Origin of the sequence: Arthrobacter sp. 9V, assembly GCF_902506065.1 — a bacterium.
Lineage (GTDB): Bacteria > Actinomycetota > Actinomycetes > Actinomycetales > Micrococcaceae > Arthrobacter.
This window is the reverse complement of the sequence record NZ_LR732912.1, coordinates 591,023-604,772: the sequence shown is the minus strand read 5'-3', so window position 1 is coordinate 604,772 and position 13,750 is coordinate 591,023. Positions and strand designations below refer to the sequence as shown.

The 13,750-nt window shown below is 63.4% G+C and carries 13 protein-coding genes and 1 pseudogene; all 14 read left to right on the top strand.

What is annotated here, in order from left to right; all coding sequences use genetic code 11:
• The first annotated feature begins 144 nt into the window (after positions 1-144).
• The 14 genes and pseudogenes from BACI9J_RS02870 (at position 145) to BACI9J_RS02805 (ending at position 13,744) form a co-directional block, all read left to right on the top strand.
• The gene (locus tag BACI9J_RS02870; protein ID WP_159733094.1) at positions 145-948 is read left to right on the top strand and encodes a hydroxypyruvate isomerase family protein; all 804 of its coding nucleotides are present in this window, start codon (positions 145-147) and stop codon (positions 946-948) included.
• Between the two features lie 28 nt (positions 949-976).
• Positions 977-1,873, top strand: a pseudogene (locus tag BACI9J_RS02865) (2-hydroxy-3-oxopropionate reductase); the annotation flags it as partial.
• A gap of 125 nt (positions 1,874-1,998) precedes the next feature.
• The gene (gene gcl / locus BACI9J_RS02860; RefSeq protein WP_159733092.1) at positions 1,999-3,774 is read left to right on the top strand and encodes a glyoxylate carboligase; all 1,776 of its coding nucleotides are present in this window, start codon (positions 1,999-2,001) and stop codon (positions 3,772-3,774) included.
• 24 nt (positions 3,775-3,798) lie between these two features.
• Positions 3,799-4,965 carry a glycerate kinase gene (locus tag BACI9J_RS02855; RefSeq protein ID WP_159733091.1) on the top strand — a complete coding sequence of 389 codons (1,167 nt, stop codon included), beginning with the start codon at positions 3,799-3,801 and terminating at the stop codon, positions 4,963-4,965.
• Entirely contained in the window at positions 4,958-6,307 is a 1,350-nt protein-coding gene (allB, locus tag BACI9J_RS02850; protein ID WP_159733090.1) for an allantoinase AllB, read from the top strand. Before BACI9J_RS02855 ends, allB begins: the two co-directional genes overlap by 8 nt.
• A 10-nt stretch (positions 6,308-6,317) precedes the next feature.
• Entirely contained in the window at positions 6,318-7,043 is a 726-nt protein-coding gene (locus BACI9J_RS02845; protein WP_159733089.1) for a winged helix-turn-helix domain-containing protein, read from the top strand.
• 83 nt (positions 7,044-7,126) lie between these two features.
• Positions 7,127-7,594, top strand: a complete 468-nt coding sequence (gene bcp, locus BACI9J_RS02840; RefSeq protein ID WP_089596279.1) for a thioredoxin-dependent thiol peroxidase — start codon at positions 7,127-7,129, stop codon at positions 7,592-7,594.
• Positions 7,595-7,772: 178 nt separating this feature from the next.
• Positions 7,773-8,891 (top strand): PP2C family protein-serine/threonine phosphatase, encoded by a 1,119-nt coding sequence (locus tag BACI9J_RS02835; protein WP_159733088.1) that lies wholly within the window; start codon positions 7,773-7,775, stop codon positions 8,889-8,891.
• Between the two features lie 21 nt (positions 8,892-8,912).
• Positions 8,913-10,889, top strand: coding sequence for a glycosyltransferase (locus BACI9J_RS02830; RefSeq protein ID WP_159733087.1), 1,977 nt, complete (start codon positions 8,913-8,915; stop codon positions 10,887-10,889).
• Complete coding sequence (locus BACI9J_RS02825; RefSeq protein WP_105692061.1) at positions 10,879-11,211, top strand: STAS domain-containing protein; 333 nt, start codon at positions 10,879-10,881, stop codon at positions 11,209-11,211. Before BACI9J_RS02830 ends, BACI9J_RS02825 begins: the two co-directional genes overlap by 11 nt.
• On the top strand, positions 11,204-11,623 hold the full coding sequence (locus tag BACI9J_RS02820) for an ATP-binding protein (RefSeq protein WP_159733086.1): 420 nt from the start codon (positions 11,204-11,206) through the stop codon (positions 11,621-11,623). The genes BACI9J_RS02825 and BACI9J_RS02820 overlap by 8 nt, the downstream gene beginning before the upstream one ends.
• Positions 11,624-11,765: 142 nt before the next feature.
• A complete protein-coding gene (locus BACI9J_RS02815; RefSeq protein ID WP_236558320.1) occupies positions 11,766-12,377 on the top strand; it encodes a hypothetical protein in 612 nt (203 codons plus the stop codon).
• Positions 12,378-13,463 (top strand): C2 family cysteine protease, encoded by a 1,086-nt coding sequence (locus BACI9J_RS02810; RefSeq protein WP_159733085.1) that lies wholly within the window; start codon positions 12,378-12,380, stop codon positions 13,461-13,463. It abuts the gene before it with no gap.
• A gap of 8 nt (positions 13,464-13,471) precedes the next feature.
• Positions 13,472-13,744, top strand: a complete 273-nt coding sequence (locus tag BACI9J_RS02805; protein ID WP_159733084.1) for a hypothetical protein — start codon at positions 13,472-13,474, stop codon at positions 13,742-13,744.
• The last annotated feature ends 6 nt before the right edge of the window (positions 13,745-13,750 follow it).

Sequence of the window (13,750 nt, the reverse complement as noted above, 5' to 3'; positions counted from 1 at the left end):
CCCCCTTGACTCCCACCGCCACCTTCCCTAAACTTTTCATAAAGCAGAATCTAAATTCCACAAAGCGGAAACGAAGCCAAGAACCAGCAGGCCCAGCCAAGCACCCGGAAGATAGATCAAAGCCCCTCCTCGGAAGGACCTACGATGACGTACACAGTGAACTGCTCCATCCTCCTGACTGAACTGCCCTTGCTCGAGCGCCCCGCCGCCGCGAAGGCAGCCGGTTTTGACGCCGTCGAGTTCTGGTGGCCCTTCGATACCTCCGTCCCCAGCGACGCCCAAGTAACCGAATTCGAAAACGCCATCAAGGACGCCGGAGTTCAGCTCACGGGCCTGAACTTCAACGCCGGCAACATGCCCGGCGGCGATCGCGGCCTGGTTTCCTGGAAGGGACGTTGCTCCGAGTTCAAGGACAACATCGACGTCGTAGCCGGCATCGGTGAGCGCCTGGGCTGCAAAGCCTTCAACGCTCTCTACGGCAACCGCCAGGACGAGTTCACCCCTGAAGAGCAGGACGAACTCGCGGCCAAGAACCTCGCCGCAGCAGCAGAGGGCGTCGCCCGTATCGGCGGCACCGTCCTCCTCGAACCGGTCAGCGGCGCACCCAAGTACCCGCTCCTCACCGCCGAAGACGCACTCAAGGTCATCGCCCGCGTCAAGGCAGAATCCGGCGCACAGAACATCAAGCTCCTCGCCGACTTCTACCACTTGGCAGTCAACGGCGACGACGTCGAATCCGTCATCGAGAACCACGCCAAGGACTTCGGCCACATCCAGATCGCCGACAACCCCGGCCGCGGCGCTCCCGGAACCGGCACCCTCCCCCTCGGCGAATGGATCGCCCGCAGCCGCGAACTCGGCTACGACGGCTACATCGGCCTCGAGTACAAGGAACCGCAGGAATCGGCTTTCAGCTGGGCCATCCGCCAGCGCGCCAACGTCAACTAGCACCCAGCACACCTGAGCTAAAAAGACTTTCAGAAAGAGAACCACAATGAGCAACGTTGCAGTCATCGGACTCGGAATCATGGGCCTCCCCATGGCCATCAACCTCGTCAAGGCCGGCCACACGGTCACCGGTTTCAACCGCAGCCAGGACAAGATCGACAAGCTCGTCTCCGAAGGCGGCCAGGGTGCCAGCAGCATCGCGGACGCAGTCAAGGACGCCGACGTCGTCATCACCATGGTCCCGGACTCCCCCGATGTTGAGGGTGTAGTCAGCGGCAAGGACGGCGTCTTCGCCAACGCGAAGAAGGGCACCATCTGGATCGACGCTTCCAGCATCCGCCCGGACGTCGCCAAGCGCCTCTCGGACGACGCCGTAGCAGCTGGCATCCGCCCGCTCGACGCACCGGTTTCCGGTGGCGAACAGGGCGCTATCGACGCCGTGCTGTCCATCATGGTCGGCGGCTCCGCGGAGGACTTCGAGGCAGCACAGGATGTCCTCAACGCAGTGGGCAAAACCATCGTCCACGTCGGCCCGTCCGGCTCCGGCCAGACCGTCAAGGCAGCAAACCAGCTGATCGTGGCCGTCAACATCCAGGTCCTCGGCGAGGCCATCGCCTTCCTTGAGGCCTACGGCGTAGACACCGACGCAGCACTGAAGGTCCTCGGCGGCGGCTTGGCCGGCTCCAAGGTCCTGGACCAGAAGGGTCAGAAGATGCTGGACCGCAACTTCGACCCCGGCTTCCGCCTGGCCCTCCACCACAAGGACCTCGGCATCGTCACCTCCGCAGCCCGCGAAGCCAACGTCGCTGTCCCGCTCGGCGCAGTCGTCGCCCAGCTCGTCGCCGCAACCGTCAACCAGGGCGACGGCGGCCTCGACCACTCGGGCCTCTTCAAGCAGGTCCTCCAGCTCAGCGGCCGCAAGTAAGCCCAAAGGCACCAAGCAACACAAAGCAGGGAACCCGCCGTCGTACCTAAACGACGGCGGCTCCCTCACCACACCCAAAAACACCACAGACTTCGCCCGCAAGGGCAAAAAACAAGGAGTACACCATGGCAAAGATGCGCACCGTTGATGCGGCCGTAGCCATCCTGGAAAAGGAAGGCGCAACCGAAGCTTTCGGTCTGCCCGGCGCAGCGATCAACCCCTTCTATTCCGCAATGCGTGCCCACGGCGGCATCCGCCACACGCTGGCCCGCCACGTTGAGGGCGCCAGCCACATGGCTGACGGTTACAGCCGCGCAGCTGATGGCAACATCGGCATCTGCATCGGCACCTCGGGCCCCGCAGGCACGGACATGATCACTGGCCTGTACGCAGCCCAGGCCGATTCCATCCCCATGCTCTGCATCACCGGCCAGGCACCCGTTGCCAAGCTGCACAAGGAAGACTTCCAGGCTGTGGACATCGAGTCCATCGCCAAGCCGTTGACCAAGTTCGCCATGACCATCCTGGAACCGGGCCAGGTTCCCGGCGCGTTCCAGAAGGCGTTCCAGCTGATGCGTTCGGGTCGCCCGGGCCCGGTTCTGTTGGACCTGCCCATCGACGTTCAGATGGCCGAGATCGAGTTCGACATCGACGCTTACGAGCCCCTGCCGGTGGAGAAGCCCAAGGCTTCCCGCAAGCAGCTGGAAAAGGCTCTGGACATGCTGACCGCAGCCCAGCACCCGCTGATCGTTGCCGGTGGCGGCATCATCAACGCCGGCGCTTCGGCTCAGCTGGTTGAGTTGGCTGAGATCCTGAACGTTCCGGTTATCCCCACGCTGATGGGCTGGGGCACCATCCCGGACGATCACCAGCTGATGGCCGGCATGGTTGGCCTGCAGACCTCGCACCGCTACGGCAACGAGACGTTCCTGCAGAGCGACTTCGTGATCGGCATCGGCAACCGTTGGGCCAACCGCCACACCGGCGGCCTGGACACCTACACGGCCGGCCGTAAGTTCGTGCACATCGACATTGAGCCGACGCAGATCGGTCGCGTTTTCTCCCCGGACTTGGGCATCGCGTCCGACGCCGGTGCGGCGCTGGCTGGTCTGTTGGAGCTGGCTCGCGAACGCCAGGCTGCAAAGACCCTGCCGGACTACGCGGGCTGGGTTGCCGAGTGCCAGGAGCGCAAGGGCTCCCTGCACCGCAAGACCAACTTCGATAACGTGCCCATCAAGCCGCAGCGCGTGTACCAGGAGATGAACAAGGCCTTCGGCCGCGACACCACCTACGTGTCCACCATTGGCCTGTCGCAGATCGCCGGCGCGCAGATGCTGCACGTGTTCGGTGCCCGCAAGTGGATCAACGCAGGCCAGGCCGGCCCGCTGGGCTGGACCGCTCCCGCCGCATTGGGCGTTGTTCGTGGAACCCCGGACGCCACCGTTGTTGCCCTGTCCGGTGACTACGACTTCCAGTTCATGATTGAGGAACTGGCCGTTGGCGCACAGTTCAACCTGCCGTACATCCACGTTGTGGTGAACAACAGCTACCTGGGCCTGATCCGTCAGAGCCAGCGCGGCTTCAACATGGAACAGAACGTTTCTTTGGCCTTCGAGAACATCAACTCCCCGGAGACCAACGGCTACGGCGTGGACCACATCAAGGTTGCCGAGGGCTTGGGCTGCAAGGCTATCCGCGTTGAGGACCCCAACGATCTGCCGGCCGCTTTCGACAAGGCCAAGGCACTCATGGGCGAGTTCAAGGTTCCCGTGGTGGTTGAAGTAATCCTGGAAAAGATCACCAACATCTCCATGGGCGTTGAGATCAACGGCGTGAACGAGTTCGAAGAGCTGGCAGAGACTGCGGCGGACGCACCCACCGCGATCCTGACCAAGGCCTAGAGAAAAAAGTAAGGAGGCACCGGAATGCGTGTTGTCATCGCCCCGGACAAATTCAAGGGCTCGCTGTCCGCACCGGACGTAGCCAAGCACCTGGCAACAGGACTGCAGGCGGGGTTCGGCAAAGGCATTGAAGCAACACGCATTCCGGTGGCCGACGGCGGCGAAGGAACCATCGACGCCGCCATCGGCTCCGGCTTCACCCGCCGGACCACCACCGTCACCGGCCCGCTCGGCGAGCCAGTGAAGGCCGACTTCGCAGTGCGGGACCAGGAAGCTGTCATCGAAATGGCGGCAGCTTCCGGTCTCGCCCTCCTGCCGGACGGCCCCACGTCTGAAACAGCCAAGACGGCCACCAGCATCGGCACGGGTGAACTCATCCGCGCCGCGCTGGACCTCGGCTGCCGCAAGATCATCCTGGGTGTGGGCGGCAGCGCCAACACCGACGCCGGCGCGGGAGTCCTGCAGGGCCTCGGCGCCGTGTTCCTGGATAGGAACGGCAACGAGCTTCCCGGCGGCGGCGCCGCCTTGGCACAGCTGGATAGCATCGATTTCTCCAACTTCGACGTCCGCGTTGAGGCAACGGAGTTCGTGTTGGCGTCCGACGTCGACAATCCCCTTTTGGGGGCCAGCGGAGCCCCAGCCATCTTCGGTCCGCAGAAGGGCGCGACGCCGGACGACGTCGCCGAACTTGACGCTGCAGCAAGCCACTTCGTGGACGTGCTCGCAGCAACCACGGGCCAGCACGCCAAGTTTGCGGCCAAAGCAGAAGGCGCTGGAGCAGCAGGCGGCGTTGGCTACATTGCCATCGCGGCACTGAAGGCAGAGCGGCGGCCGGGCATCGACGTCGTGCTTGAATTCACTGAACTGGAGCACAGGCTCAAAGGTGCCGATCTGGTGATCACCGGAGAAGGCAGCCTGGACGAGCAAAGCCTGCTCGGCAAGACCCCCATGGGCGTCTCCCGCGCGGCGCAACGGAACGGGGTTCCCGTGATCGCAGTGTGCGGCCGGAGTACCCTGAGCCGTGAACAACTCACGGACGCCGGCTTCCACACGGTCCACGCACTGACCGATCTGGAAAAAGATGTCCAAAAATGTATCGCTGAAGCAGGTCCGTTGCTTGAACAATTAGGTAGGCACATAGGCGTGTACCTGGCGGAACGGACCGAAAACAAGGAGTACCTCAATGTCTGAAGCAATCGGCGCCTATGACCTCGTTATCCGGGGCCAGCGCATCCTGACCACCGCCGGGCTCGCAGCACGCGAAGTTGGCATCCGCGACGGCATCATCGTCGCAATCGAACCCCTGGGCAACGGCCTGACGGGCAACGAGGTCATCGAACTCGCAGACGACGAAACCCTCATCCCCGGCCTGGTGGACACCCACGTCCACGTCAACGAGCCCGGCCGCACCGAGTGGGAAGGCTTCGCCTCCGCCACCCGTGCCGCAGCCGCCGGCGGCGTGACCACCATCATCGACATGCCGCTGAACAGCATCCCGCCCACCACCAGCGTGGACGGTCTGGAGCAGAAGCGCGTTGTCGCCAAGGACCAGGCTTTTGTGGACGTCGGATTCTGGGGCGGTGCCATCCCCGGCAACAAGAGCGACCTCCGCCCGCTGCACGACGAAGGCGTTTTCGGCTTCAAATGCTTCCTCCTGCACTCCGGCGTGGACGAGTTCCCGCACCTGGACGCGGATGAGATGGAAGAGGACATGGCTGAGCTCAAGTCCTTCGACTCCCTCATGATCGTCCACGCTGAGGACTCCCACGCGATCGACCGCGCACCCCACCCCGGCGGCGACCACTACGAAACCTTCCTTGCCTCCCGCCCCCGCGGCGCCGAGAACAAGGCAATCGCCGAGGTCATCGAGCGAGCCCGCTGGACCGGCGCCCGCGCCCACATCCTGCACCTCTCTTCCTCGGACGCGCTGCCCATGATCGCCTCGGCAAAGCGCGACGGCGTCAACCTCACCGTTGAGACGTGCCCGCACTACCTGACACTCATGGCCGAAGAAATCCCCGACGGCGCCACGGCCTACAAGTGCTGCCCGCCCATCCGTGAGGCCTCCAACCGCGAGCTCCTCTGGAAGGGCCTGCAGGACGGCACCATCGACTGCATCGTCTCGGACCACTCCCCCTCCACACTGGATTTGAAGGACCTGGAGAACGGCGACTTCGCAGTAGCCTGGGGCGGCGTTTCCTCGCTGCAGCTGGGCCTGTCCTTGATCTGGACCGAAGCCCGCCACCGCGGCATCCCGCTGGAACAGGTGGTCTCCTGGATGGCTGAGAAGCCTGCTGCCCTGGCCCGTCTGCACAACAAGGGCCAGCTCGCCCTGGGCTACCACGCCGATTTCTCCATCTTCGCCCCGGACGAAGCGTTCGTCGTGGACGTTACCAAGCTCAAGCACAAGAACCCCATCACGCCGTACGACGGCCGTCCCTTGGCCGGCGTCGTCCGCAAGACCTACCTGCGCGGCACTCCCATCGACGGCCAGAACCCCGGCGGCAAGCTGCTCCGCCGCGGCAACGTTTAGGTCAACCGTCATGGCAGTCAATGCCTACGGGCCGCCGCCGTCGCGAGGAACTTCCGCGCGCCGGCCCGGCCTGACCGCGCACGGCCTGGCGCTTTGGGTCAACCCGGCCGAGGGCGACGAGATCGATCCTGCAGTCTGGGAGCGGGCGGCACGCCTTGTGCTGGCCCGCGCCATGAAACTTGCCCCGGAGGCGGAAGTCCGCATCTGGCCCGCCACCGGGGCAGAGCACTCCGGCGTCGGCGACACTTCCTGGGGCGGCACTCCGCAGGAAGCCGCCGACGCCGGTACCAACGGTTCGCTGTCGCTCGCCGATGCCCTCGCGGAGGCTCGTTCGGTAACCCGTGCGGAAGAGGCTGAGCGCGAAGCAGAGGGCGGCAGCACCGCCGTCGAGCCCGTAACGTTAGCCAGCCGCCGCAGCCAACTTGCGGTGGACCTCGCCGCTGAAGTAGTGCTGCTGGACGGCGAGCCGGTTTCCTTTACTGGCATGGAATACAAGCTGCTGCGCTACCTCGTGGTCAACTGCTCACGGGCCATCAGTCGTGAAGAATTGCAACGTTTTCTGGAGTCATTTGACCTCCCCGGCGCGGCATTTCGCTCGATCGACGTTTATGTTGGAAGGGTGCGGCGGAAGCTAGGCTCCGCCCGACACACCGTCGCCACCGTCCGTGGTGGCGGCTACCAGTTCGTGCCAGGCCCCTATGCCACGGTGCGCGGACCTGCGGAATACAGCATCTGATTTCGCTGTTCAGTTCTATAGACAATCCGCATTTTTGATTGAAATGACCGCCGGTGCATACCGGTTGAACGTAAAGGATCGCCATGACCCAGAAACTCCTCGTCGGAACGCAAGCACCTGATTTCGCGCTTCTCGACGCCGACGGCACCAAGGTCTCGCTGTCCGATTACCGCGGACGCAACGTCATTGTGTACTTCTACCCCAAGGCAGCCACCCCCGGCTGCACCACTGAGGCTTGCGATTTCCGCGACAACCTCGCCAGCCTGCAGGGCAAGGGCTACGACGTCATCGGGATCTCCCCGGACGGCCCCGAGGACCTCGCGAAATTCACCGGTGAATTCGCGCTGACCTTCCCGCTGCTCTCCGACGAAGACCACAAGGTTGCCCTCGCGTACGGCGCTTGGGGCGAGAAGCTGGTTGACGGCGAGATCGTTGAAGGCCTGGTCCGCTCCACCGTTGTGCTGGACGGCGAAGGCACCGTGAAGCTCACCCAGTATCAGGTTTCCGCTCAGGGCCACGTCCAGGCGCTTAAGGAAGAGCTGGGCGTCTAGCCCTCGCTCACATCCCAAGTGCTTGAGCCGAACGCTCTTCCACATCCCTAGGGTTTGAGCGAATCCCTCTCTCACATAACTGCACAAAACGTGTAACGCCCGCTCACTTTTGTGAGCGGGCGTTTCATGTGTCGTGACTAAACGTGACAAATACCCAGCAGCATTAGTTAATGGAGCCATGGTCTCTCCCACGCCCGTGCGCCACGCTGTCGTCGTCGAAGACGACGCTGACATCCGCGGACTTCTTGTACTCGTCCTCGAGCAGCTCGACTTCGTGGTGACCGAAGCGCCCGACGGTCTCTCCGGCGTCGAAGCTGTCCGCAGAACCAACGCCGAATTGGTGACGCTGGACATCAACCTTCCGGACATCGATGGCATGGAAGTCTGCCGTCGCCTCCGCGAATTTTCTGACGCGTACATCCTCATGCTCACGGCCCGTGCCGATGAAATCGACAGGCTCAACGGCCTGGACACCGGCGCGGATGACTACATCAATAAGCCCTTCAGCCCCAAGGAACTCCAGGCCCGCATCCGCGCACTGTTCCGCCGCGCCCGCACGCCCGCCCCGGCAGCCGAGGACACCGGCCAGAGTGATGAACTCGCCCGGGCGGCAGTGGTGCAGCAGAGCCTCCTGCCGCGCGAAACGGTCCGCCTGGACGGTTACGACGTCGCTGGCGCCTTCCGTCCGTCGCGCAGCGTGGGCGGGGACTTCTACGACTGGTACCAGACCCGCGACGGCATGCACCTGACCTTCGCCGACGCCATGGGTAAGGGCATGGGCGCAGCACTCATTGCAGCAACGGTCCGCGCCGTGATGCGTTCCGTGGCGGACACCCCTGAGATCGATGCCGCGTTCGGCTCAGCCAGCGCCACCATTACCTCTGACCTGGACCAGTCCGGCTCCTTCGTCACCATGTTCCACGCAAGGCTGGACAGTGCCTCCGGGACCCTGAGCTACATCGACGCCGGACACGGCCTTGCGCTGCATGTTCCCGCCGAAGGGGAGGCACGGCGCTTGGTCTCCGCCGGACCGCCCGTCGGGATCCTGGAGGACCAACTGTGGCCTGCTTCGGAGCTGGAACTGGAACCGGGCGATTCCTTGGTGATCGTGAGCGACGGCGTGCTGGACGCCCACGCTTCCTTGGACGAATTCCAACGGAACGTGGAGAAGGTGGCGCGCAGCGGGGCTACCTCGGATGACGTGTGCGCCGCCCTGCTCGAGTTGGCACCGGCGTCCACGGCTGAAGATGACGTGACCGCCGTCGTCGTTCGCCGAAAACCAAACGCAGCATTGTAGACAGCAAAAAGGGGGGATTTTGTGACACGTTTCTGGACTCGGCTGATCGTTGTGCTGACGGTCATTCTGGGCGTCAATTATGTGGCGTGGCGCTGGATGGCCTCGCTGAACTGGGAAGCCTGGTGGATCGCCGTTCCTTTGGTGATCGCCGAGACGTACAGCCTGATTGACGTCATGCTTTTCGGACTGACGGTGTGGAACATCAAATTCCGCAAGCCTCCTCCCCCTGCCCCGGCCGATGCCACCGTGGACGTTTTCATCACCACGTACAACGAGCCGCTGGATCTGGTGATGACCACGGCCCTGGCCGCCAAGAACATCAGCTGGCCGCACAGCACTTGGATACTCGACGACGGCGACCGGCCAGAGATGCGCGAACTCGCCGAGTCGAACGGGATCGGTTACGTGACGCGAGGCGCGGAGTGGACGCCGGACATGCCGCGGCACGCCAAGGCGGGCAACCTGAACAACGCCCTCATGGTCACCTCGGGCGAATACCTGCTGATTCTCGACGCCGACCAGATCCCCGAGCCGGACATCCTGGACAAGACGCTGGGCTACTTCAACGACCACAAAGTGGCGTTGGTCCAGACCCCTCAGTACTTCATCAACGTCCCCGCCGACGATCCCCTGGGCAGCCAAGCTCCGCTGTTCTACGGCCCCATCCAGCAGGGCAAGGACGGCTGGAACGCGGCGTTCTTCTGCGGGTCCAACGCGATCCTCCGCCGGGAATCCCTCATGCAGCTGGGCCTGGTGGGCTACGTCAAAGCCACCGAGAAGAGCGTGCGGCGCGCCCTCGCCGCCTCCCGTACCGCCATCAAGAAGGCCCGCCGGTCACCCGAGGCCGAGAACCCTTTGGTGGAGCAGATGCTCAACGAGGTGGAAGCCGCTACCGAATCCGCGCAGAAGGAACTCGAAGCCGGGGCGTCCCTCAGCGAAATCACCTATCGGGTCCGCCGCCAAGTGGACGACGCCGTACGCACCCTCGTGGCCGCCGACTTCTCAGCGCTCCAATCGGACCTAGAAGAGATCGCCGCCATGGAGCTCGCCCACGTGGGCGAGTCGGGCGTGACCACTGTGGCGAGTGACGCCGTCGACCGCATGTCCGGACGCGACTGGTCCCCCCTGGGTGCGCTCGAATCGGTTCACGCCGTCCTCGACGCCATTTCCGTGGAACGCACCGACGAAGCCCAGCCCATCATGCCGCTGGCCACCATCTCCGTCACGGAGGATATGGCCACCGCCATGCGTCTGCACGGCTTGGGGTGGAAGAGCGTGTACCACCACGAAATCCTCGCCCTCGGCCTGGCCCCTGAGGACGTCAAGACCATGCTGACCCAGCGCCTCCGCTGGGCCCAAGGCACCATGCAGGTCCTCCTCCGCGAAAACCCGCTGGTTCAGCGTCGGCTCACCTGGGGCCAGCGCCTCATGTACTTCTCCACCATGTGGACCTACCTGAGCGGTTTCGCTGCCGTGGTCTATTTCGCAGCGCCCATCATCTACCTGACGCTGGGCATCCTCCCGGTGAACAGCATCAGCTTTGACTTCTTCATCCGCTTCATCCCGTTCATGGTGGTGAACCAACTGCTCTTCCTGGTGGCCGGGCACGGCATTCCCACCTGGCGCGGCCAGCAGTACAGCCTCGCGCTGTTCCCCACCTGGATCAAGGCGTGCACGACGGCGGCGCGGAACGTTTGGTTTGGCCGTCCCCTCGGATTTGCGGTCACCCCCAAGGCGCGGCAGAGCGGTGGGCCCAGTTGGAGCCTGATCCGTCCCCAGATCATTGTGGCGGTGCTGCTTGCGGTTGCACTGGTGGTTGGTCTTATCCGGCTTCTGGCAGGAATGTCCGAGCCCTTGGGCACACTGGTGAACGTGGCATGGGTTGCGTTCGACCTTGTGGTCCTGAGCGTTCTGGTCAAGGCAGTTTTGTACAAGGGTTTTGAGCCTGAAGTTGTTGGGCCGGAGCGCCCCGAGGAGAGGAATGCAGATGCAGTTTAGCTATGAGGTCAACGACTCCTACGCGGAGGTGAAGAGCGTGGGCCGTTTGAACATGGTGGCGGCGCCCAAGCTGCGCGAGGTAGTGAATGAGGTGGTGGCCGGTGGCTCCAGCCGTGTTGTGGTGAACCTGGCAGAGACGGACTTCATGGATTCTTCAGGGCTCGGTGCACTCATCGGCTGCCTCAAAGCTGCACGACAGGCAGGCGGTGACCTCCGGATCGCCGGAGTTCAGCCGCAGGTCAAAATGGTGCTGGAACTGACCAACATGGACAGGGTACTCACGGCCTACCCAACCGCCGAAGCCGCGTTCGGCGATGACTGAGGTCATCGCCCGCCGGGGTTTCCACGGGCCGTCCAATGAGGAAGCTATCGAAGCCATCCACAATGAGCTGGACGCCCTGTGGGACGACGCCTCCTTTGTGCCGGACATGGACCGGATGACCTTTGCTACGGCCGTCATCGAGGCCGCAGCGAACATCGTCCAGCATGCCCTTCCCGTGGCAGCGAAGCCTGTGGAGATCGACGTAGACATCAGCGTGCGGCCCTCCCGGCTCATTGCCCGGGTCAGTGCGCACAACGCCCGGGAGCCCTTCGCCGATGACATGCAGGCCTCCATGCCGGACGAGGATGCGGAGTCCGGGCGCGGGTTGGCACTCATCGAAGCCTTGGTGACCACAGTGACGTTCGAACGCCAGGATGGCACCAACACCTGGATCCTGACCCGCAACACCTGATCCTCGCTCACATCCCGCGCCCCTAAACCGAACCCTCGCTCACATCCCAAGCCCTTAAACCGAACCGTCGCTCACATCCCGCGCCCTTCCACGGTCTTGAAGAGCAACGGGGTGTTCTCCCCATCGCCAAGCGGAACGCAACGTGACAGCCTTCGGTGAGATCCGCCGTCGAGCATCAACTGAAACCGGGGAAGACATGAACCGCCGCACGTACCTCAAGCCTTGGGCACTGCTTGCTGCCCTCGCGGTGGTGACCGTTACTGCAGGTTGCAGCAACACCCCGGAAAAACCCAAACGGGAACCCAGCAAGGCGCCGGCCGTCACTGCGGAGCCCGCACCTGTGGCCGAAAGTGCGGCGAAGTACAACGCCCTCACCGCCGACCTCGTTGCTGCCTTGGAAGCGAAAATGCCGGACATCACCTGGGCCGTGGATGATCCGGCAAGTTTGAACCGCTCCAAAGACGGTACTTGCTTCCTTTCGCCAAGGAGTATGAAAAGCAACGCAGACATCGTGGAGCCCTCCAGACACTTTGAGGACGTTTTTGCCGTGTCGGATCCGGTCCTGGAGAAGCATGGCTTCCCTGCCTTTGACGGAACCGATCCCGTGCCAGGTGGATGGGTGGTCACGCGCAGTACGGACGCTGCGGGTGCCACGGTGACCATCGAATCGAAATTTCCGGCCTTCCTCAACGTCACCGTTCCGGTTAAGTCCGAGAACTGCGATACCACCGAAATTCCTCAGGGGGACAGATAAATGCCTGGATTTTATGGTGCGGATATTGCCCAGTTGCGGGCTCTCGCCAAGACGATGTCCCGGCATTCGGAACGGATGACCTCGCTGTCCATTGAACTGGGCAGCCTCATCAACAACGCGCCGTGGGATGGCCGCGACGCGGTGATGTTCCGCGCCTCCTGGGACTCTCAACACCGTCCCATGCTGAAAAAGATCTCCAGCGAGTTGGAGAACCAAGCCAAAGAGCTGACCCGCAATGCTGACGAGCAGGACAAGTCCAGCTCGGGGCCTTCGGGCTCCGATCGTTCCGGGCGGGGAGACTCGAACCCTCCCGGCGACCCCGGTCCGCTGGACCCGGACAAGCCCGACGTCGATGTGCCCGGCGATGTCCGCAACGACCCTAACGCCGGCGACCCCGGCGACATCAACCAGGGCCAGATTGGCGACTGCTGGCTCTTGGCTGGAATAGGCTCGGTGGCCCAGGTGCTGGAGCGGGAGGGCAAACTGGACGAATTCCTTGAAGAGCACATGCGTCCCGTAGGCGACCCGCCCACGCACTGGGTGGTCACGCTCTACGAAGACGGCGAACCCGTGGAAGTCACTGTGGAGGCCAAGTCGGTTGACGGCGGCGTCCGCGGCGCGGATGGCCAACCCAACTGGCTTTCCATCTACGAACGCGCGGCAGCTGAGCACCGCGGTGGGTCCTACGACGACATTGACGGCGGCTTCAGCAACGAAGCCATGGAACTGATGACCGGGCAGTCCGCCGACAAAGACGGCGAACTGAACTTTGATGACATCGAGGACAAACTCTCGGACGGCCAAGCTATTTCCGTAGGCACCGAGGACGTCAAGGACGACGATTTCGACTGGGTCTGGGAGTCCGACGAAGTCAACCGCACCGACGTCGTACCCAACCATGCGTATGTTGTGGTTGATGTAAAAACCAACGACGACGGCGGGAAGGTCATCGTCCTGGCCAACCCGTGGGGACCCTCCGGCGGCTATATGGAAGGCGACGACGACCTCAAGTCCGGCACGCTGGAACTGACCGAGGATGAGTACAAGGAAAACTTCGACTCCGTATACTCCGTGGACGTGAAATAAGGATGGCCGTGGAACAGCTCGTAACAGTCAAGCAAGGCATGCAGCCCACCTTCGACGGCGTCAAAGTGGGAGTAGTCAAGATCGGCATCGCCGACGGTGCTCCCGCCATCCAGTTCTGGATCCGGACCGCCGAACAGCAGCGCAAGCAGGCCTTCCGCGAGGGCCAGTCGGTCACCCTCCCGGGTGCCGGCTTGTTGACGGTCACCTCCATCCAGCCCGCCGAAGGCACCGCCGCCGCCTCCGCTACCTTGACGTACGACGCCGGTCACGTCACCGATTGAGCGCGT